This window comes from Pseudomonas sp. LB3P58 (assembly GCF_054897895.1).
In genome coordinates this window covers 2,369,945-2,388,484 of the sequence record NZ_JBUBVE010000001.1, presented here as the reverse complement: position 1 = coordinate 2,388,484, position 18,540 = coordinate 2,369,945, and the positions used below count along the sequence as shown (strand labels likewise).

Here is an 18,540-nt window from a genome sequence, read left to right as displayed (position 1 = left end):
TCGATCCCGGGCTCAAGGCTGGGTCAGCTGACGATACAACTGCGGCAAGCGCAGGGGTAATTGCTCGGGCTGGCGGATCAAGGTGTAGCCGTTGGCGCCGAACATATAAGGCAAGTAATCCCCGGCCTCGCGGTCAATCGTGATACAGAACGGCGTCAACCCCTGACGCCGCGCCTCCAGCACCGCCTCGCGGGTGTCTTCAACGCCGTAACGCCCCTCATACAGATCCAGATCATTCGGTTTGCCATCCGTCAGAAGCAGCAACAGCTTACTGCGTCGTTTGCTCTTGCCCAGCAGTTGGGTGGCGTGGCGGATGGCGGCGCCCATGCGGGTGTAATAACCCGGTTTGAGCCCTTGAATGCGACCACGGGTGTTGTCGTCATAACGCTGGGTGAAGGACTTGAGTTCCTGCATGCGCACTTGATGACGACGCAGCGAGGAAAATCCGTACAGGGCGAAATCATCACCGAGCACCGACAGGGTTTCGCCGAACAGCAGCAAACTGTCGCGGATCACATCAATCACCCGATGCTCATCGTTCAAATGCGCGTCGGTGGACATCGACACGTCGGCCAGCAACAGGCACGCCAGGTCGCGGCGCGTCTGCCGTTGTTCCATGAACAGACCTCGCTCCGCACATTGGCCATGCTCGCGTTCAACGTGAAAATCCAGCCAGGCCTGCATGTCCAGTTCAGACCCTTGGGGTTGCTGGCGTAACCATTGGCGGTCATTGCGCAGGTGCTCGAACTGGCGGCGCAGACGGTGCGCCGAAGCCTTCAGCCGTGGTGGCAATGGCTGCGCCTCACAGTCGCGGGGCACCATCATTTGCAGATTGACGAAGGCGTCCTGCATTTGCTGTTTGCGATAGTCCCATTCCGGCAACTTGATGCCCTCGCCCAGGGGAATATCGTCGACATCGGCCGGCGGCAAATCCAGGTGCAGCTTGAGGCCGCCGCCCTTGCGCAGACGGGTGCGCGACAGGCTTAACTCGTCCAGGTCCTCGGCGACTTTGGCGGCGTCCGGGTCTTCGCTGTCGTCTGACCAGCGATCGAGGTCGACGTGTTCGGTCCAGCTGAACAGGTTCTCCAGGCGCACGATTAACAACCCGCCGTCGCGGCTGCCTTCATCGATCCGCTTGGCGCGTTTGCTTGCGCCTTTCTGTTCGCCGGGCGGGGTCGTCAGCGACTCTTCCGACTCGTCACCGAGGTCGGCCGCCTGCGGGCTGGCGAGGTTTTCTGGCGGGTACAACCACAGCGGCAACGGCCATGCGGCCCGTTCGCTGCGGGGAAAATGTTCGACACTGCCGGGCTCGCGTAGCGCCTGGCATAACGCCCGCTCCAGCGCCGCTTCGCCAGCATTCAATGTTGCCGGATCCGGGCGTAGTTGCAGATGAGCATCGACCAAACGTTTGTACCGGGCACGCAACGCGGGATAGCGCCGCAACAGCTGTTGCGTCCAGCGTTGATTGTCCCGCCCCCAGTGCCGCATCTGACCGGCCTGGGCCGCCAGCAATGCGAGCCAACGATAGAGTTCCTCGTTGAGTGCGACTTCAGGAAACACCGCCAGGCTCGACGGCAGACGCAGGTTCGTCTCGTCGCACCACGCCAAAGGCACTTGCTTGCAGGTGCCGGCGATCTGCTGCAGCACGTTGCGCCGCAACAGCAGATCACGGTCGCTGGCGGCTTCCACGCCGACGCCATTGGCGCCACCCATGGCGCGAAACAGCAGCGCCAGCGGTCGTTGCTGGCTGGCCAGTTCGACGCGTGCTTCGGGGAAGTCCGGGCTGGCGCGCCGGGTGATGAAGCGATGCCAGACGCTGCCAACCCACTCTTCCAGTTCGACGGTAAAGGCCATGACATTTGCCCTTTTCTGTAAACCAAAAAAACGGCCCGCTGTATCAGCCGGGCCGACCTTGTCTAGCCGTTACACCGGCTCATGAAGGAACAACGGCAGCCGGGGCGCGCAGCGCTGCGCGGCCACGTTGCTTGAAGCTGAACAGGTAACAGAGCAGTCCCGCCAGGAAACCAAGACCGGCGCCAAAACGGGCCCAGAACAGCACCTGCAGATGTTCGACCGTGGCCATGAATGGCAATGCGACGCCATCGACCTGCCAGCGTTGCAAGTAGACCTGAACGACACCGGCAGCGGTGAGGAACAGCGTGATCATCACCATCGACAGGGTCATCAACCAGAAGCCCCAGATTTCGAGGGTCTGCGAGCGCTCATCGCCTGCTTCACCCAGCCCGCGCAGTCGTGGCATGGCGTAGCTGATCAAGGTCATCACGATCATCGCGTAAGCACCGTAGAAAGCCAGGTGGCCGTGCGCCGCCGTCAGTTGCGAGCCATGGGTGTAGAAGTTGACCGGCGCAAGGGTATGCAAAAAGCCCCAGACGCCAGCGCCGAAGAACGCTGTGACGACGGTTCCCTTGGCCCACAGGGTTGCCGCGCGGTTCGGGTGTTGCCGGCGACGGTTCTTCACCATGCTGAAGGCGAATATCACCATGGCCAGGAACGGTAGCGGCTCGAGTGCCGAGAAGATTGAACCGACCCACAACCAGACCTCGGGTGCACCGATCCAGAAGAAGTGGTGACCGGTACCGATGATCCCCGTTATCAGCGCCATGGCGATGATCACGTAGAGCCATTTCTCCACGACCTCCCGGTCCACACCGGTGATCTTGATCAGGACGAAGGCCAGCATCGAGCCCATGATCAGTTCCCACACGCCTTCCACCCAAAGATGCACCACCCACCACCAGTAGAACTTGTCGCGGGCCAGGTTGCCGGGGTTATAGAAGGAGAACAGGAAGAACACCGCGAGCCCGATCAGCCCGGTCATCATGACCATGCTGACGGTGGTCTTGCGACCTTTGAGCAGGGTCATGCCGATGTTGTAGAGGAAGCCCAGGCACACCACCACAATGCCCATCTTGGTGATGGTCGGCTGCTCGAGGAACTCCCGGCCCATGGTCGGCAGCAGCTCGTTGTGGGTCAGTCTGGCCAGGCCGGCATACGGCACCAGCAGGTAGCCCAGGATCGTCAATACGCCAGCGGCGGCGAATACCCAAAACAGGATGATCGCCAGTTTCGGACTGTGCAATTCGCGGTCGGCCTCTTCCGGAATCAGGTAGTAGGCGGCGCCCATGAACCCGAACAGCAGCCAGACGATCAGCAGGTTGGTGTGCACCATCCGCGCCACGTTGAAGGGAATGATCGGGAACAGAAAGTCCCCTATCACGTATTGCAGGCCCATGATCAAACCGAACAGCACCTGACCGAGAAACAGGATCAGGGCAAACACGAAGTACGGTTTGGCCACGGCTTGCGAGGCGAATTTCAGATGCGGATTAGCAATGCTCATCGCTTAGCCCTCCTTGTTTGGCGGCCAGCCATTGGTGTTGATTTTCGAGCTCCATTTGAGGAACTCGGCGATGTCATCCACCTCCTGGTCACTCAACTTGAACTGAGGCATCGCGCGACGGCCCGGTACGCCCAGTGGCTGCATTTTCATCCAGGCATGCAGAAAGGGTTTGAAGCCCGCCTCCCCGCCGCGGCGCTGGAACACGTTGCCCAGCTCAGGCGCGAAGTAGGCGCCCTCGCCCAGCAGCGTGTGGCAGCCGATGCAATTGTTTTGTTCCCAGACCAACTTGCCGCGCACCACTGATTCGGTGAGCTGCGCTTCATTGCTGCGCTCTGGAAAGGTCTGTTCCGTGTGATAGGTCAAAGCCAGGAATATCAGGAAGAAGAAAATGCTTCCCCCGAAGTAGATGTTCCTGGCCATGCCTTTGGTGAAGGTGTCTGACATGGTCGCTTCCTCTTTGCTAGGCCCGTCCATCATAGGAAGCGAAGGGTTGAAACCTGCTTGATGGCGATCAAGAAAGTCAGATGGTTTTGGTCGGGTATAGATCGTATGGCTGACGAAGATCCAATGTGGGAGCGAGCTTGCTCGCGAAGGCGGTGTGTCAGGCAAATCAATTGCGACTGACACACCGCCTTCGCGAGCAAGCCCGCTCCCACACTTGAGTTGCGGTGTTTTACGGGCTGTATTCCCTCAGCGGAACGACATCAGTGTCAGCCCCACAACGGCCGCCAACACCAGCGCCCAGCTCAACATCAAGCGCCGCCACAGTCGCGGCGCATGGCGCATCTCCATGAAGCCGTCGGTGATCAGCCAGGCCTTGCCCACCGCCACCAGCAAGATGGCAATCGACAGCAGCGATGTCGCGCCAACCTGTGCCAGCGCCACCGTGCACACACTTAACGTCGCGAGCGCCGCCCAACAGACGAGCAAAACCCTGGAAACAGTCATGAGAACCTCGTCAACTCAGCACGTAGACCAGCGGAAAAAGCATGACCCAGATCAGATCGACCATGTGCCAATAGAGCACGCCGGATTCAAACCCGCTGCGCGTGTTGGCGTCGTACAGGCCACGGCGACAGCGCTCGGCCAGCCATCCGAGAATGACCATGCCGAGCACTACATGGAGAAAATGAAACCCGGTAAGAATCCAGTACAACGTGAAAAACGTGTTGTGCTCCATGCCCAGCCCAGAGGCCAGCAAGTGCCGGTATTCCGTGAGTTTCAGCACCACGTAGACACTGGCGGCGAGCAACGCCATCAGCAGGAAGACCGCGCCGTGACGGGATCGTGAGCGCCTGACTTGCTCCTGTGCCAGCGCGGCGAACAGGCCCGCGGTGAGCAGGCTCAGGGTCATCGCCAGCCCGGTGGAGGTGTTCAGCAACAGACGGCTTTCACTGAACATCTGCGGCTTGAGCGCCTGGGTCACAGCGAACACCAAAATCAGGATGGCAAACACCGACAGCTCGGCCAGAATGAAAAACCACATCGCCAGATCGCCCGGCAAGTGACGTTGCGAAACGCCCGTTGACTCAGCCGAAGTGGACATCAACCACGTCCATCAGCGCCGCAACGGTCAGCGGATCATCACTCAGCGGCTCGGCCAGGCAGGCCATGCAGGCCTCACGGGGGCTCATGCCGGAGCGGATCATCCGCGCCGTGAAAATCAGCAGCCGCGTTGAGGCGACCTCCTCCAGATCATGTTGATCGAGCCGGCGCAGCGCCTGGCCCAACCGCACTACTTGCGCCGCCAGCGCGCTGTCCACCTGAGCCTCCCGGGCAACGATGCGTTCCTCATCGGCCACCGGCGGATAGCCAAAGCGCATCGCCACAAAGCGTTGGCGGGTGCTGGGTTTCATGCCTTTGAGCAGGTTCTGGTAGCCGGGGTTGTAAGACACCACGAGCATGAAGGACGGCGGCGCCTTCAGCACTTCGCCGGTGCGTTCCAGGAACAGCTCCCGACGATCATCGGCCAGTGGATGCAACACCACCACGGTGTCCTGACGCGCCTCGACCACTTCGTCGAGGTAACAGATGCCGCCTTCACGCACCGCGCGGGTCAGCGGTCCGTCCTGCCACCAGGTGCCCTGGGCACCGATCAGGTGACGACCGATCAGGTCGGCTGCACTCAGATCGTCATGACACGCCACGGTGTACAACGGCAGTTTCAGCCGATGAGCCATGTGCTGGACGAAACGGGTCTTGCCGCACCCCGTCGGGCCTTTGATCAGCACCGGCATGCCGTGTCGCCAGGCTTGTTCGAACAGCGCCTCCTCATTATTCAGCGGTTGGTAGAAGGGTTCGATCGGGTGTTCGCAAGACTGGGTACGGTCCATGGGCTGCCTGTTCCAAAAGCGGATTCAAGGAACACGCTACGGGCCCCTGCGACAACCTGGCAAGTGAGATGGCCGGCAAACTTGATCGTCGTCAAGCGAACATTGGCCTGCTCGGGCATAGCCTTGCACGGCACTAAGAACCTGCGTTCTGCGCTGCCGTTTCAGCACATCGCAAAGGTCTTGCCTGAGGAGAAATGGAATGCTGATCAGCAATAGAAAAACGTTTGCCCTGACGCTCACCACGTTGTGTTCGGCACTGACCCTGGCGGTGAGTCATGCCGCCAGCGCTGAAGAGCCCGCCGCCGCGGCCACCCCGCCCATGGTCAAAACCGTCGGCGCTCCCGACATGAGCCAGGCCGAGTTCGACTCATCCAAGGAAATCTACTTCCAGCGCTGCGCAGGCTGCCACGGCGTTTTGCGCAAAGGGGCCACGGGCAAACCGCTGACACCGGACATTACCCAGAGCCGCGGGCAACCGTATCTGGAGGCCTTGATTACCTACGGTTCACCGGCGGGCATGCCGAACTGGGGGACGTCCAATGCGCTGACCAAGGATCAGATCACGGTCATGGCCAAGTTCATTCAGCACACGCCGCCGACGCCGCCGGAATGGGGCATGGCCGAGACGCTGAAAACCTGGAAAGTGCTGGTCAAACCCGAGGACCGTCCGAAGAAGCAGCTGAGCAAACTCAACCTGCCGAACCTGTTTTCGGTGACGTTGCGCGATGACGGCAAGATCGCCCTGATCGACGGTGACAGCAAGAAGATCGTCAAACTGATCGAGACCGGTTATGCCGTGCACATCTCACGCATATCGGCTTCGGGCCGTTACCTGCTGGTGATTGGCCGGGACGCGCGGATCGACATGATCGACCTGTGGCCGGTGGAGCCGACCAAGGTCGCCGAAGTCAAAGTGGGCATCGAGGCACGCTCGGTCGAGACCTCCAAGTTCAAGGGCTACGAAGACAAATACACCATCGCCGGTTCTTATTGGCCGCCGCAGTTCACCATCATGGATGGCGAAACCCTGGAGCCGAAGCAGATCGTTTCGACCCGCGGCATGACCGTCGACAAGCAGGAATATCACCCGGAACCCCGGGTCGCGGCGATCATCGCCTCCCACGAATGGCCGGAGTTCATCGTCAACGTCAAGGAAACCGGCAAGGTGATGCTGGTCAATTACCAGGACATCAAAAACCTCACCGTCACCTACATCGATGCCGCGCCCTTCCTGCATGACGGCGGTTGGGACAGCACGCACCGCTACTTCATGACCGCCGCCAACAACTCCAACAAGGTCGCCGTGATCGACTCCAAGGAGCGCAAGTTGACCGCGCTGGTGGACGTCGGCAAAACCCCTCACCCGGGTCGCGGCGCCAACTTCAACCACCCGACCTACGGCCCGGTCTGGGCCACCAGCCACCTGGGTGATGACGGCATCTCGCTGATCGGCACCGACCCGACCAAACACCCGCAATACGCCTGGAAACAGGTCGCCTCGCTCAAGGGCCAGGGCGGTGGATCGCTGTTTATCAAAACCCACCCCAACTCTCGCCACCTGTACGTCGACACCACCCTCAACCCAGACGCCAAGCTCAGCCAATCGGTGGCGGTATTCGACATCGACAAGCTCGATGCCGGCTACACCGTGCTGCCCATCGCCGAATACGCGGGCATCAAGCAAGGCGCCATGCGCGTCGTGCAACCGGAATTCAACAAGGCCGGCGATGAAGTCTGGTTCTCCGTGTGGAGCGGCCAGGCAGACGAGTCGGCGCTGGTGGTGATCGACGACAAAACACTGAAGCTCAAGTCAGTCATCAAGGACAAACGACTGATCACACCCACCGGGAAGTTCAACGTCTACAACACCCAACACGACATCTATTGAGCTCCATCAATGCAAGGAAACACCATGAAAAATACTCTGTTCTCACTGTTCGCCCTGACCGCTGCGCTGAGTGTGCAGCCGGCCATGGCCCAAGACGCGCTGGAGCTGTTCAAGAGCAAACCCTGCGCTGCCTGTCATTCCATCGACACCAAGATTGTCGGCCCGGCGCTCAAGGATGTGGCGGCCAAGAACGCTGGCGTACCCGGGGCCGTGGACACCCTGGCCGGCCACATCAAGAACGGCACACAAGGCAATTGGGGCCCGATGCCCATGCCGGCCAACCCGGTGACTGAAGAAGAAGCAAAAATTCTCGCGACCTGGGTACTGACACTCAAATAACCGCCTGGAGGGCGTCATGATGGTTTATCGACACGCTGTGATTCTGGCGGCCCTCCTCCTCATTTGCGCAACCGCGGTTGCGGCGCCTGACGCCCAGCGTCAGGCGCAACTCGAACACCTGCTGACCCAGGACTGCGGCGCCTGCCATGGGCTGCACCTGACCGGCGGGCTGGGCCCCGAACTGACGCGCGCAGCGCTGGCCGGCAAATCACGGGACAGCCTGATTGCCACCGTCGCCCAAGGCCGGCCCGGCACCGCGATGCCCGGTTGGGCTCCGTTGCTCAGCCCCGGTGACATCCGTTGGCTGGTCGATCTTCTTCTCCAGGGATATCCCGCACCATGATCCGTTCAATCCTGCTGTCAGCGGCGACCGGGCTGTTGTTGTCCGCTTGCGTTCAGCCACCGTTGCGCGGCACTGGCGACTTGGGCGTGGTCGTGGAGCGCGCCACCGGCAGCGTGCAAATCATCGAAAGCGACACCCGCACCGCGCTGGCCCGACTCGAGGGTTTCGGCGACCTGTCCCATGCCTCGGTGGTGTTCTCACGTGACCAGCGCTACGCCTATGTATTCGGCCGCGACGGCGGGTTGAGCAAAATCGATTTGCTGACCCGGCGTATCGACCATCGCGTCATCCAGGGCGGCAACAGCATTGGCGGCGCCATCAGTCAGGACGGCAAGTTGATCGCGGTGTCCAACTACGTGCCCGGCGGGGTCAAGGTGTTCGATGCCGACACCCTGCAACTGGTGGCCGATATTCCGGCCACGCCCCTGGCCGATGGCAGCAAGCGCTCTCGGGTGGTCGGTCTGGTCGACGCGCCGGGGCAACGTTTTGTGTTCAGCCTGTTCGATACCGGCGAGATCTGGACCGCCGATTTCAGTCAGGGCGGCACACCGCAAATCAGCCGTTTCACCGACATCGGCCATCAACCCTACGACGCCCTGATAACTCCCGATGGGCGCTATTACATGGCCGGCCTGTTCGGTGAAGACGGCATGGCCCAACTCGATCTCTGGCATCCAGAGCGCGGGGTGCAGCGGGTACTCGGCGATTACGGACGCGGCCAGGCGAAACTCCCGGTCTACAAGATGCCGCACCTGGAAGGCTGGGCCGTCGCCGATAACCAGGCCTTTGTGCCCGCCGTTGGCCGTCATCAGGTGTTGGTGATGGATTCGCGCACCTGGAAACAGACCGCGGTGATCCCTGTGGCCGGTCAACCAGTGTTCGTCACCTCGCGTCCGGACGGTCGGCAGCTGTGGGTCAATTTCGCCTACCCGGACAACGATCGGGTTCAGGTCATCGACACCGAAACCCATGCTGTGGTCGCGGATCTGAAACCGGGGCCGGCGGTGCTGCACATGGAATTCACCGCACGCGGCGACCAGTTGTGGCTGTCGTTACGCGACGGCAATCAGGTGCAAGTCTGGGATCCGTACAGCCTGAAGCTGCTGAGCACCCTGCCCGCCAGTGCGCCAAGCGGCATCTTCTTCAGCAGTCGCGCGCAGAAAATGGGGTATTGAAATGAACCTTGAGCTGCTCAGCCGCCAACTCATCGACCGCTTCCAGCACGGCATGCCGCTGTGCCCGTCACCGTACAAGGAGATGGCGCGGATTCTCGGGTGCCGCGAATCGCAAGTAATGGCCTGCCTGGAAGAAATGGATCAGGCCGGCACCCTCTCACGCATCGGCCCGGTGTTCGAACACAGCCGCGCCGGGGCCAGCACCCTCGCCGCCCTCGCCGTGCCCGCCGAACGCCTGCAACAGGTGGCCGATCGCGTCAGTCAGTACCCGGAGGTCAATCACAACTACGCACGGGAGCATTTCTACAACCTGTGGTTTGTGCTGACCGCCCCTGATCGCCAACACATTGACCGCGTGCTCAAAGAACTGGAGAACGACACCGGCCTCATGCCGCTGGACCTGCCGATGTTGACCGCCTACCGCATCGACCTCGGCTTTGCCCTGGGAGAAAACTCATGAAGCCCGGATTGAGCCCCCAACAAGCGCTGGCGCTGCGCCGGCACCTCGAAGGCGGATTGCCGCTGGTACCGCGCCCCTATCAGGAACTCGCCGAACGAATAAACACCGACGAAAACCAGGTGCTCGAACAGATGCGCCAGTGGAGCGAGCAAGGGCTGTTCCGCCGTATTGGCCTGGTGCTGCACCATCGCGCGCTGGGCTATACCGCCAACGCCATGCTGGTGCTGGACATTCCCGACGCGCTGATCGACGAAGTCGGCCAGCGCCTGGGGCGAGCACCCGGCATTAACCTCTGCTATCAGCGGCCCCGGCGCTTGCCGCAGTGGCGGTACAACCTGTTTTGCATGGTGCACGGGCGTCAACGTGACCAAGTCGAGGCGCAGATCCAGACGTTGCTGGAAGAGCATCTGCTGAGCGACCTGCCCCATCAATTGCTGTTCAGCACCCAGGTCTTCAAACAGTGCGGCGGACGCTTTGCGCCCTCGCGCACAGGAGCACCGACCCATGGATGACCTCGACCGTCGCCTGATCAACCGCTTGCAACTGGGCCTGCCGCTGGTGCGCCACCCTTGGCGGGTATTGGCGAACGAACTGGAGACCAGCAGCACTGAACTGCTCGGCCGACTGCATGCCCTGCTCGATGACGGCGTGCTCACACGCTTCGGCCCGATGTTCGACATCGAACGGCTGGGCGGTGCCTTCACCCTCGCCGCGCTGGCGGTCCCGGAAGAACGTTTTGAAGACGTCGCCGAGCAACTGCAGGGCCTACCGGAAGTGGCGCACAACTACCGACGCGAGCACGCCTGGAACATGTGGTTCGTGCTCGCCTGCGCAACTGAACATGACCTGACCGAGACCCTGCACCACATCGAAACCCTCACCGGATTGCCGCTGCTCAACCTGCCCAAAGTGGAGACCTACCATGTCGGTCTGTATTTCCCGGCCTGAAGACACCCTCGTCCAGCGCCTGATCGTGTTGACCCAGGCCGGTCTGCCGCTGCTGGACGATCCGTGGGCGTGGCTCGCCGAACAGCTGGGGCTGAACATCGAAGCCACCCTGGATCTGCTCAAGCGCTTGCAAGCCGAGGGCGCGATTCGGCGGATTGCCGCCGTGCCCAATCACTACCGACTGGGCTATCGCCACAACGGCATGACGGTCTGGGATGTGCGCGACACCGACATGCCGCGCCTCGGCGCACTGATCGGCGCGCAACCCTTCGTCAGCCACTGCTATCGCCGTCCGCGCCGAACCGACTGGCGCTACAACCTGTTCGCCATGGTGCATGGCCGCAGCAGCGATGAAATCAACAACTACCGCGAGCACCTGCGCTACTTGCTGGGCGACGCCTGTGGGGCCGACGAAATGCTGGTGAGCAGCCGCATCCTGAAGAAAACCGGCTTGCGCCTGTCGCCCGCTTCGCGCTGAACACACCCTGACTCAAGGAGAGTGGCATGTTGAGGATCAGCCAATACCTGCGTGCACTGGCCGGCCAGGCGCCTGCGCCCAGAACCAGTCCACCGGGCAGCAATCGGGCGCCGGTGGTGATCTGGAACCTGCTCAGGCGCTGCAACCTGACCTGCAAACACTGCTACGCCACCTCGGCCGACAGTGTCTTTCGCGACGAACTGGATACGGCCGCCGCGCTGACCGTGATTGACGATCTGCACGATGCCGGCGTCAAGGTGTTGATTCTTTCCGGTGGCGAACCGTTGTTGCGCGAGGATCTGTTTGTGCTCAGCGCCTATGCCCGGACCAAGGGTTTCTTTGTCGCCTTGTCCACCAACGGCACGCTGATCGATGAGCAGAACATCGCGCAGATCAGCGCGGCGAATTTCGACTACGTCGGGATCAGCATCGATGGCCTGGAAGCCACCCATGACGCCTTCCGCCAACTCAAGGGCAGCTTTGCCCGTTCCATGCAGGCGATCCGGCTCTGTCGCGAGCAGGGCATTCGCGTCGGGCTGCGCACCACCCTGACCCAGCAGAACCATCAACAACTGCCCCAACTGCTGGCGCTGATGCGCGAGTACGACGTGCAAAAGTTCTATCTGTCGCACCTCAACTACAGCGGTCGCGGTAAACGCAGTCGCAAACTCGATGCGCACCAGCAAATGAGCCGCGAGGCCATGACGTTGATCTTCGAGCGCGCCTGGGTAGACATCCAACAGGGCCGCGACAGCGATTTTGTCAGCGGCAACAACGATGCCGACGCCATTCTCCTGCTGCAATGGGCAAGCCTTCGTCTGCCTGAGCATTACCCACGACTGGAAAAAATGCTTCGCGCATGGGGTGGCAACGCATCGGGCAGCGGCATTGCCAACATCGACAACACCGGCGAAGTGCACCCGGACACCTACTGGTGGCAGCACTCGGTGGGCAACGTCCGGCGCACGCCGTTCCGCACGTTGTGGCTGGATCAGCCGGATGCCCTGCTATCGCGCCTGCGTGAACATCCCCGCGCCGTCGGTGGCCGTTGCGCGCAATGCCGCTGGTTGCCCATCTGCAACGGCAACACCCGAACACGCGCCTGGGCCGAGGGGGATTTGTGGGGCCAGGACCCCGGTTGCCACCTCAGCGATGACGAAATCGGAATTCCGCCGTCAGTAAACATCCCTTGCATCACCCACTGAATAGCCCGTCCGGCCAACCACCTGACAAAGGTTGGGGCCGGCCAACCTGATGAAGCACCAAGGACGTCCCATGCCTCCATCAATTGCTATACCGGCCACACTTGAGTCCCCGTTCCGGCCGGGCGAAGTTGCCCTGGTCGGCGCCGGCCCCGGCGATCCACGCCTGCTGACCCTGCGCGCCTGGAGCCTGTTGATGCAGGCCGACGCCGTGGTCTATGACCGACTGATCAGCCCCGAGCTACTGTCGTTGATCCCTCTCACCTGCGCCCGCCATTACGTCGGCAAGGCCAGCGGCTGCCACAGCCTGCCCCAGGAACAGATCAACGAACTGCTGGCCGACCTTGCCGATCAAGGGCAGCGTGTGGTCCGGCTCAAGGGCGGCGACCCGTTCATTTTTGGTCGCGGCGCCGAGGAGCTGGAGTACCTGCTGCAACGCGGCATCGACTGCCAGGTGGTCCCGGGCATTACCGCCGCGTCCGGCTGCAGCGCCTACGCGGGCATACCGTTGACCCACCGCGACCTGGTCAATTCCTGCCGGTTCATCACCGGCCATTTGCAACGCGATGGCGAGTTGTCGCTGCCCTGGAGCAGCCTCGCCGACAGTAGCCAGACCTTGGTGTTTTACATGGGCTTGTCGAACCTGGGGATCATCGCTCAACGCTTGATCGAAGCCGGGCTGTCGGCCGATACGCCGGCGGCGCTGATCAGCAACGGCACGCGTCCCGACCAGCACGTCGCCCGTGGCAAGCTGCACCAATTGCCAACCCTGGCACTGGATTGTCCACCGGGCATTCCGACGCTGACGGTGATCGGCACGGTGGTCGATCTGTTCGCCGCCGAACAGCTGGAATACCCGGCGCGGCTTTACCCGGCCCAAGCGCTGCAGCGCCATGCCAAGGTGGCGATATGAGGCGTCTGATCCTTGCCCCCTTGTTATGGGTCGGCGCGGCCCATGCCGGCGCTACGAATCCGGCACTTGAACACGCCGCGGAAAACTATCAGCAGCATTGCCAGAGTTGTCATGGCATTAACCGTCTCGGCGGTGCGGGGCCGGCGTTGTTGCCGGAGAGTCTCAGCCGGATCAAACCCGATGAAATCCGCAGCGTGATTCAGAACGGCCGCCCCGCGAGCCAGATGGCCGGCTATGTCAACGTGTTCAACCCCGCGCAGATCGACGCGCTGGTGGATTACCTTCAGCAACCGCCCGCCACCCCGCCCACCTGGAGCAATGACGACATTCTCGGCAGTCACTCGATGCTCGCGGACCTCAGCAAATTGCCAACCACGCCCCAGCATGGCGCCGATCCGCTGAACCTGTTCGTGGTGGTGGAAGCCGGCGACCATCACATCGACATCCTCGACGGTGACCGCTTTGAGGTGCTGGCGCGGTTTGCTTCGCACTTCGCCGTGCATGGCGGACCGAAGTTCTCGCCGGACGGACGCTTCGTCTACTTCGCCTCCCGTGACGGCTGGATCAGCCTGTATGACTTGCACAACCTGAAACTGATCGCCGAGGTTCGCGCGGGTCTCAACACCCGCAACCTGGCGGTGAGCAAGGATGGACGCTGGGTGTTGGTGGGCAACTATTTGCCCGGCAACGTGGTGGTGCTCGATGCCCGCGATCTGTCGCTGGTCAAAACCATTCCCACGATCGGTCAGAACGGCACCGCGTCACGGGTCAGCGCGGTCTACTCCGCCCCGCCGCGCGACAGTTTCATCGTGGCGCTCAAGGACGTGAAGGAAGTCTGGGAACTGTCCTGGGTTGGCACACCGAATTTCGAACCACGGCGGATTCCTGCCGGGGATTTCCTCGACGACTTCTCCTTTTCGCCGGACTACAAACAGCTGCTGGCGACGTCGCGCAAAGCCCAGGGCGGTCAGGTGATCGACCTCGACAGCGGCAAGGTGGTCACCGACATCCCGCTGCCAGGCATGCCGCATTTGGGCTCGGGGACCTATTGGAAACGTAACGGTGAGTGGGTGTTCGCCACGCCGAATATCAGCAAGGGGTTGATCTCGGTCATCGACTTCAAGACCTGGAAACTGATCAAGGAAATCCCGACCCTGGGGCCCGGGTTTTTCATGCGCAGTCACGTCAACTCGCGGTATGCCTGGAGCGATGTGTTCTTTGGGCCGGACAACGATGCGATCCACCTGATTGACAAGCAGACGCTGGAGATTGCCCACACCTTGCGTCCGATGCCCGGGAAAACTGCCGCTCATGTTGAGTTCACACGAGATGGCCGTTATCTGCTGCTGAGCATTTGGGCCACCGACGGTGCGCTGATTGTTTACGACAGCAACTCCCTCAAGGAGATCAAACGTATTCCGATGAACAAGCCTTCGGGCAAGTACAACGTGGGGAACAAAATCGAATTTGCTGAGGGGACTTCGCATTAGGTTTTGGGTGTATATCCGTTGCTGCGGTAACGGCTTCTATTGGTTTCGCTTTTACAGCGAGTCACTTTGAAAAGCACAAAGTAACCAAACGCTCTTGCCCCTTTCGTTCGGTGCCTCGCCCAGGCTCGGCATGCCCTCGCTCCGGTCCTGCTCCGTGGGCCCGCCGCCATCGGCCATCCATGGCCGGGGGCGGCTAACCCGGCATCCATGCCGGGTTGCCCACTGCGCAGAACCTCCACTCGGCCTCTCGATGGGGCGGGCACCGCAAAAAAACACCGCGAGGCGGCCTACCGGCCGGCCTGTCTCTTCAAGCGTACGCATTTCCCCTGTGGGAGCGAGCCTGAACTGGTCAAGCAAATCCGGACACCGGTTACGGTGTTTATGCCGCTTTTTGCTCCATAGCTATTGGCGACAGGTAGTTGTTGTAGCTGTGGAGCCTAGTGCGGTTGTAGTACATGAAGAAGCGAACCATGTCGGTTTGTGCTTCTTCGGTGCTGCCGTAGCCTTTGCGAGGTACCCATTCCGACTTCAGCGTTCCGAAAAACCTCTCCGTCGGTGCGTTGTCCCAACATTGCCCACGATGGCTCATGCTCTGCAATATGCCATATCGCTCCAACTCCCCTTGAAACTTGCGGCTCGTGTATTGGCAGCCCTGATCAGAATGGAACATCAGCCCTGGCGCACCTTGTCGAAGGTCTGCTGCCATGCGCAGTGCTTTGCTGACCAAGTTGGCATCATTGATCAGGGAAAACGCCCAGCCAATGACACGCCGCGCAAACAAGTCGATCACGATTGCCAGGTGGCACCAGCGTTTTCCCACTAAAAGACTGGTTACATCGCCACACCAGACCTGGTTGATGGCCGCCGGCCTGAAGTTACGTTCGAGTCGATTAGGCGCAACAAAGGCTTCGACCCCCTTGGATCTGAATGGATGCGGTCGGCGCTGTTTGCTGACAATGTTGGCTTCCTTCATCAGCGACGCAGCGAGGCTTCTTCCTACTGGAAAATGCTCGGCCTTCAGGCGTTTGGAGATCATTCTGGAGCCCATACTTTCGCGGCTCTCAGCGTGTAGGTTGACCACCTGAGCCATAAGCTCTTCACGCCTGATTTTGGGGCGGGAGCGCCGCTGAATCCATTCATAGAAGCTACTGCGCTTGACGTTGAAAACACGACACAGCGTGGCGGTCGGATACGACGCTCTCAGCTCCGCTATCATCGAAAACGAGCGGGATCCGACATCAAGAGCGCGGTAGCCTTTTTTAAGATCTCGGCCTCCAACTCCATTTGCTTGATTTTGGCCTTCAGCTCCTGAATCTGACGCTGATCTTCGGTAATCGCTTTGGTGCCTTTTACCGGCTGGCCTTCGCGCTCCTTACGAACCTGTTCGACCCACCGCCGCAAAGCGGTAGGCCCAATGTCCAACGACGCGCAGACGTCTGGAACGGGACAATCATCATCAAGTACCATGCTGGCAGCACGCAGTTTGAACTCGCGCGAATAGACCTTTCTTTCGTTCATGGAGCCTCCAAGTTGGCGAAATCATATCGCCCTTAAGAGGTGTCCGGAATTATTAGGCCAGTTCAGCCTGCTCGCGATGAGGCCCTGTCAGTCGACATCAATGTTGAATGTAAGCCCGCCTTCGCGAGCAGGCTCGCTCCCACAGTTGGATTTTTGGCGGGCATGTCATAGGTGTCCACCGCCGATGACCTTGACAGACATCAGCTCGGCTATCAGGCCGGCCTGTCTCTTCAAAGCGTACGCATTTCCCCTGTGGGAGCGAGCCTGCTCGCGATGAGGCCCTGTCAGTCGACATCAATGTTGAATGTAAGTCCGCCTTCGCGAGCAGGCTCGTTCCCACAGTTGGATTTTTGGCGGGCATGACATAGAGGTCCACCGCCGATGACCTTGACAGACATCAGGTCGGCTATCAGGCCGCCTCGCTTTGGCTTTTGATCTTGATCTTGATCTGCCCCGTCGGAAGGCCGAGCGCAGGTTCTGCGCAGTGGGCACCGCGGCAAGGATGCCGCGGTAGCCGCCCCCGGCCATGGATGGCCGATGGCGGCGGGCCCACGGAGCAGGACCGGAGCGAGGGCATGCCGAGCCTAGGCGAGGCACCGTACGTCAGGGGCCAAAGCGTTTTGGTTACTTTGGCGCTTTTCCAAAGTGACCCGCCGTAAGGGCGGAACAATAATTAGCCGTTACCGCAGAAACGGATATGTACGCCGAACGTAAATATTTACCCTTCAGCCCAAGGTGTAACCGTTATCAACCTTCCAGTCCTGGCCATAGACACCTCGGGCGCCTTGAGACAGCTGAAAAACAATCACATTAGCCACCGCCGCCGCATCAAGAAAATGCCCCGGCAACAGACGTTTACCAAGCGTGTCGGCAACATCGCCAAGCTCACCATCGCTCAACCCCAAGTGATCCCACATCGAGGTAGCCGTCGGTCCCGGCGAGACCAGATTAATGCGCACATCAAAACTCGCAAACTCTACCGCCAGCGTCCGCGCCTGAGCCGCCAGCGCAGCCTTGCTGGCAATGCACGCAGCCAACCCCGGAAAGCTCGAACCCGTCAGGAAACTCCCGACAAACACCACCGAAGCCGGGTTCGCCAATTCACCCCGCAACGCCGCCAGCGTATTCAACGCCCCGGCACCATTAACCGCCCACTGACGCTGAAAAGCCTGCATATCCAGGCTGTCAGCCATTTCGGCGATCCCAGCATTGGGCACCAGATAGTCCACGGGGCCCATCGCCGCAGCACGCTCGGCCAGTTCGCGCAGGTCTTGCTGATTCGTGACGTCCCCGGCAAACCACTGCAACCGCTCACCGTAGATCTGCTGCAACGCCGGCAATTCACCGAGGGTCCGTGACATCGCCAGCACCTTGACCCCGCGCGGTAACAGCGCGGCGCACAGTGCCAGGCCAATCCCGGAGCTGGCACCCGTGACCACCGCCAAACGATCCTGAAACTCGGTTTTCATCATCTACTCCTGGGCATCACGGATGCCAAGCACTGGGGACATAGCGAGCCCTATCTTTGAACAGGAGAAGAAAAAACGACTTGACGGCGATCAGATTTTTTCGACGTCGTTAGTGTTGCTGCAACAGCGCCGGAGTGATCTCGCTGAATCGCAACAAGCGACCGCCCTGTTCAGCGGCAAGCTTTTCAGCGGCCTCACGACTGGAGAAGGACGCCAGCACCACGCCCATGGCGCCTTTGAGTTGGGTGCCGACCACGTAGAACGCGTCTTTGGCATCGATCAGGTGAGCGTCATCCGGCGCATTCCACGGGCTGCGGCCCATGTCGTGGACATACAGTTTTGCATCGCCATGATGATTTTCCGGCTGCAACCACCAACCGATCATTTCCGCCGTGGAGCAGAACTTCTTGACCCCGGCCCGCTCGACCACTTCGCCCTTGGGCCCGGGGAATCCGTTGATGATCATCCCGCAGACATGGCATTCATTACTGGGATGAAAGGCTGCGGCCGCGCTGCTGTAGGTGGCTTGCGCCGGATTGTCACAGGCCGTCAGCAACAGACACATCATCAGGCCCGCCACCGCGCGCATTGTCGTCAAATAAAACGTACTCATCGTCAACTAC

Annotated in this window: 21 protein-coding genes; 11 read left to right on the top strand and 10 right to left on the bottom strand. The window is 60.9% G+C overall.

The features are described 5' to 3' along the window. Positions 1 to 12 precede the first annotated feature (12 nt). The 6 genes from ACYZTZ_RS11195 to ACYZTZ_RS11170 form a co-directional block, all read right to left on the bottom strand. A complete protein-coding gene (locus ACYZTZ_RS11195) occupies positions 13 to 1,854 on the bottom strand; it encodes a nitric oxide reductase activation protein NorD (RefSeq protein WP_461998222.1) in 1,842 nt (613 codons plus the stop codon). Between the two features lie 79 nt (positions 1,855 to 1,933). Then, on the bottom strand, positions 1,934 to 3,361 hold the full coding sequence (locus ACYZTZ_RS11190) for a cbb3-type cytochrome c oxidase subunit I (RefSeq protein ID WP_056739455.1): 1,428 nt from the start codon (positions 3,359 to 3,361) through the stop codon (positions 1,934 to 1,936). Positions 3,362 to 3,364: 3 nt separating this feature from the next. Then, entirely contained in the window at positions 3,365 to 3,805 is a 441-nt protein-coding gene (locus ACYZTZ_RS11185) for a c-type cytochrome (protein ID WP_033062194.1), read from the bottom strand. A gap of 246 nt (positions 3,806 to 4,051) precedes the next feature. Next, the gene (locus ACYZTZ_RS11180; protein ID WP_461998221.1) at positions 4,052 to 4,309 is read right to left on the bottom strand and encodes a cytochrome C oxidase subunit IV family protein; all 258 of its coding nucleotides are present in this window, start codon (positions 4,307 to 4,309) and stop codon (positions 4,052 to 4,054) included. 10 nt (positions 4,310 to 4,319) lie between these two features. Continuing rightward, positions 4,320 to 4,907 (bottom strand): cytochrome c oxidase subunit 3 family protein, encoded by a 588-nt coding sequence (locus ACYZTZ_RS11175; RefSeq protein WP_192408277.1) that lies wholly within the window; start codon positions 4,905 to 4,907, stop codon positions 4,320 to 4,322. Next, a complete protein-coding gene (locus ACYZTZ_RS11170; protein ID WP_046046542.1) occupies positions 4,891 to 5,694 on the bottom strand; it encodes a CbbQ/NirQ/NorQ/GpvN family protein in 804 nt (267 codons plus the stop codon). The genes ACYZTZ_RS11175 and ACYZTZ_RS11170 overlap by 17 nt, the downstream gene beginning before the upstream one ends. A gap of 199 nt (positions 5,695 to 5,893) precedes the next feature. Between ACYZTZ_RS11170 and ACYZTZ_RS11165 the strand changes: the two genes are divergently transcribed. The 11 genes from ACYZTZ_RS11165 (at position 5,894) to ACYZTZ_RS11115 (ending at position 14,930) form a co-directional block, all read left to right on the top strand. Continuing rightward, positions 5,894 to 7,582 (top strand): cytochrome D1 domain-containing protein, encoded by a 1,689-nt coding sequence (locus ACYZTZ_RS11165; protein WP_461998220.1) that lies wholly within the window; start codon positions 5,894 to 5,896, stop codon positions 7,580 to 7,582. 24 nt (positions 7,583 to 7,606) lie between these two features. After that, entirely contained in the window at positions 7,607 to 7,921 is a 315-nt protein-coding gene (locus tag ACYZTZ_RS11160) for a c-type cytochrome (RefSeq protein WP_056739447.1), read from the top strand. A gap of 16 nt (positions 7,922 to 7,937) precedes the next feature. Beyond that, the gene (locus ACYZTZ_RS11155; RefSeq protein WP_461998219.1) at positions 7,938 to 8,264 is read left to right on the top strand and encodes a c-type cytochrome; all 327 of its coding nucleotides are present in this window, start codon (positions 7,938 to 7,940) and stop codon (positions 8,262 to 8,264) included. Next, the gene (locus tag ACYZTZ_RS11150) at positions 8,261 to 9,439 is read left to right on the top strand and encodes a cytochrome D1 domain-containing protein (RefSeq protein ID WP_461998218.1); all 1,179 of its coding nucleotides are present in this window, start codon (positions 8,261 to 8,263) and stop codon (positions 9,437 to 9,439) included. The genes ACYZTZ_RS11155 and ACYZTZ_RS11150 overlap by 4 nt, the downstream gene beginning before the upstream one ends. A gap of 1 nt (position 9,440) precedes the next feature. Beyond that, positions 9,441 to 9,899, top strand: coding sequence for an Lrp/AsnC family transcriptional regulator (locus tag ACYZTZ_RS11145; RefSeq protein ID WP_461998217.1), 459 nt, complete (start codon positions 9,441 to 9,443; stop codon positions 9,897 to 9,899). After that, positions 9,896 to 10,411, top strand: a complete 516-nt coding sequence (ahbB, locus tag ACYZTZ_RS11140; RefSeq protein WP_461998216.1) for a siroheme decarboxylase subunit beta — start codon at positions 9,896 to 9,898, stop codon at positions 10,409 to 10,411. Before ACYZTZ_RS11145 ends, ahbB (ACYZTZ_RS11140) begins: the two co-directional genes overlap by 4 nt. Beyond that, positions 10,404 to 10,847: an Lrp/AsnC family transcriptional regulator gene (locus ACYZTZ_RS11135; RefSeq protein ID WP_461998215.1), complete on the top strand. Its 444-nt coding sequence runs from the start codon at positions 10,404 to 10,406 to the stop codon at positions 10,845 to 10,847. The genes ahbB (ACYZTZ_RS11140) and ACYZTZ_RS11135 overlap by 8 nt, the downstream gene beginning before the upstream one ends. Continuing rightward, a complete protein-coding gene (gene ahbB / locus ACYZTZ_RS11130; protein WP_461998214.1) occupies positions 10,822 to 11,325 on the top strand; it encodes a siroheme decarboxylase subunit beta in 504 nt (167 codons plus the stop codon). Before ACYZTZ_RS11135 ends, ahbB (ACYZTZ_RS11130) begins: the two co-directional genes overlap by 26 nt. A gap of 26 nt (positions 11,326 to 11,351) precedes the next feature. After that, entirely contained in the window at positions 11,352 to 12,530 is a 1,179-nt protein-coding gene (gene nirJ / locus ACYZTZ_RS11125) for a heme d1 biosynthesis radical SAM protein NirJ (protein ID WP_461998213.1), read from the top strand. 70 nt (positions 12,531 to 12,600) lie between these two features. Then, the gene (gene cobA, locus ACYZTZ_RS11120; RefSeq protein WP_461998212.1) at positions 12,601 to 13,440 is read left to right on the top strand and encodes a uroporphyrinogen-III C-methyltransferase; all 840 of its coding nucleotides are present in this window, start codon (positions 12,601 to 12,603) and stop codon (positions 13,438 to 13,440) included. Next, positions 13,437 to 14,930: a cytochrome D1 domain-containing protein gene (locus ACYZTZ_RS11115; RefSeq protein WP_461998211.1), complete on the top strand. Its 1,494-nt coding sequence runs from the start codon at positions 13,437 to 13,439 to the stop codon at positions 14,928 to 14,930. Before cobA ends, ACYZTZ_RS11115 begins: the two co-directional genes overlap by 4 nt. A gap of 379 nt (positions 14,931 to 15,309) precedes the next feature. On the opposite strand, the gene ACYZTZ_RS11110 is transcribed toward ACYZTZ_RS11115, so the two are convergent. The 4 genes from ACYZTZ_RS11110 to ACYZTZ_RS11095 all read right to left on the bottom strand — a co-directional run bounded on the left by ACYZTZ_RS11110 (position 15,310) and on the right by ACYZTZ_RS11095 (position 18,530). Further along, the gene (locus tag ACYZTZ_RS11110; RefSeq protein WP_056742309.1) at positions 15,310 to 16,146 is read right to left on the bottom strand and encodes an IS3 family transposase; all 837 of its coding nucleotides are present in this window, start codon (positions 16,144 to 16,146) and stop codon (positions 15,310 to 15,312) included. Then, positions 16,143 to 16,448 carry a transposase gene (locus tag ACYZTZ_RS11105; protein WP_056742306.1) on the bottom strand — a complete coding sequence of 102 codons (306 nt, stop codon included), beginning with the start codon at positions 16,446 to 16,448 and terminating at the stop codon, positions 16,143 to 16,145. The genes ACYZTZ_RS11110 and ACYZTZ_RS11105 overlap by 4 nt, the downstream gene beginning before the upstream one ends. Positions 16,449 to 17,173: 725 nt before the next feature. Next, on the bottom strand, positions 17,174 to 17,917 hold the full coding sequence (locus ACYZTZ_RS11100) for an SDR family NAD(P)-dependent oxidoreductase (protein WP_461998210.1): 744 nt from the start codon (positions 17,915 to 17,917) through the stop codon (positions 17,174 to 17,176). Between the two features lie 109 nt (positions 17,918 to 18,026). Continuing rightward, on the bottom strand, positions 18,027 to 18,530 hold the full coding sequence (locus ACYZTZ_RS11095) for a nitrous oxide reductase accessory protein NosL (protein WP_461998209.1): 504 nt from the start codon (positions 18,528 to 18,530) through the stop codon (positions 18,027 to 18,029). Positions 18,531 to 18,540 lie beyond the last annotated feature (10 nt).

Bases quoted from the DNA above. Each gene is read 5' to 3' on its own strand.
- ACYZTZ_RS11145 (WP_461998217.1), top strand. From the start codon at position 9,441: ATGAACCTTGAGCTGCTCAGCCGCCAACTCATCGACCGCTTCCAGCAC.
- ACYZTZ_RS11170 (WP_046046542.1), bottom strand. From the start codon at position 5,694: ATGGACCGTACCCAGTCTTGCGAACACCCGATCGAACCCTTCTACCAA.
- ACYZTZ_RS11175 (WP_192408277.1), bottom strand. From the start codon at position 4,907: ATGTCCACTTCGGCTGAGTCAACGGGCGTTTCGCAACGTCACTTGCCG.
- ACYZTZ_RS11195 (WP_461998222.1), bottom strand. From the start codon at position 1,854: ATGGCCTTTACCGTCGAACTGGAAGAGTGGGTTGGCAGCGTCTGGCAT.
- cobA (WP_461998212.1), top strand. From the start codon at position 12,601: ATGCCTCCATCAATTGCTATACCGGCCACACTTGAGTCCCCGTTCCGG.
- nirJ (WP_461998213.1), top strand. From the start codon at position 11,352: ATGTTGAGGATCAGCCAATACCTGCGTGCACTGGCCGGCCAGGCGCCT.
- ACYZTZ_RS11115 (WP_461998211.1), top strand. From the start codon at position 13,437: ATGAGGCGTCTGATCCTTGCCCCCTTGTTATGGGTCGGCGCGGCCCAT.
- ACYZTZ_RS11110 (WP_056742309.1), bottom strand. From the start codon at position 16,146: ATGATAGCGGAGCTGAGAGCGTCGTATCCGACCGCCACGCTGTGTCGT.
- ahbB (WP_461998216.1), top strand. From the start codon at position 9,896: ATGAAGCCCGGATTGAGCCCCCAACAAGCGCTGGCGCTGCGCCGGCAC.
- ACYZTZ_RS11180 (WP_461998221.1), bottom strand. From the start codon at position 4,309: ATGACTGTTTCCAGGGTTTTGCTCGTCTGTTGGGCGGCGCTCGCGACG.
- ACYZTZ_RS11100 (WP_461998210.1), bottom strand. From the start codon at position 17,917: ATGAAAACCGAGTTTCAGGATCGTTTGGCGGTGGTCACGGGTGCCAGC.
- ACYZTZ_RS11095 (WP_461998209.1), bottom strand. From the start codon at position 18,530: ATGAGTACGTTTTATTTGACGACAATGCGCGCGGTGGCGGGCCTGATG.
- ACYZTZ_RS11190 (WP_056739455.1), bottom strand. From the start codon at position 3,361: ATGAGCATTGCTAATCCGCATCTGAAATTCGCCTCGCAAGCCGTGGCC.
- ahbB (WP_461998214.1), top strand. From the start codon at position 10,822: ATGTCGGTCTGTATTTCCCGGCCTGAAGACACCCTCGTCCAGCGCCTG.
- ACYZTZ_RS11155 (WP_461998219.1), top strand. From the start codon at position 7,938: ATGATGGTTTATCGACACGCTGTGATTCTGGCGGCCCTCCTCCTCATT.
- ACYZTZ_RS11105 (WP_056742306.1), bottom strand. From the start codon at position 16,448: ATGAACGAAAGAAAGGTCTATTCGCGCGAGTTCAAACTGCGTGCTGCC.
- ACYZTZ_RS11185 (WP_033062194.1), bottom strand. From the start codon at position 3,805: ATGTCAGACACCTTCACCAAAGGCATGGCCAGGAACATCTACTTCGGG.
- ACYZTZ_RS11165 (WP_461998220.1), top strand. From the start codon at position 5,894: ATGCTGATCAGCAATAGAAAAACGTTTGCCCTGACGCTCACCACGTTG.
- ACYZTZ_RS11150 (WP_461998218.1), top strand. From the start codon at position 8,261: ATGATCCGTTCAATCCTGCTGTCAGCGGCGACCGGGCTGTTGTTGTCC.
- ACYZTZ_RS11135 (WP_461998215.1), top strand. From the start codon at position 10,404: ATGGATGACCTCGACCGTCGCCTGATCAACCGCTTGCAACTGGGCCTG.
- ACYZTZ_RS11160 (WP_056739447.1), top strand. From the start codon at position 7,607: ATGAAAAATACTCTGTTCTCACTGTTCGCCCTGACCGCTGCGCTGAGT.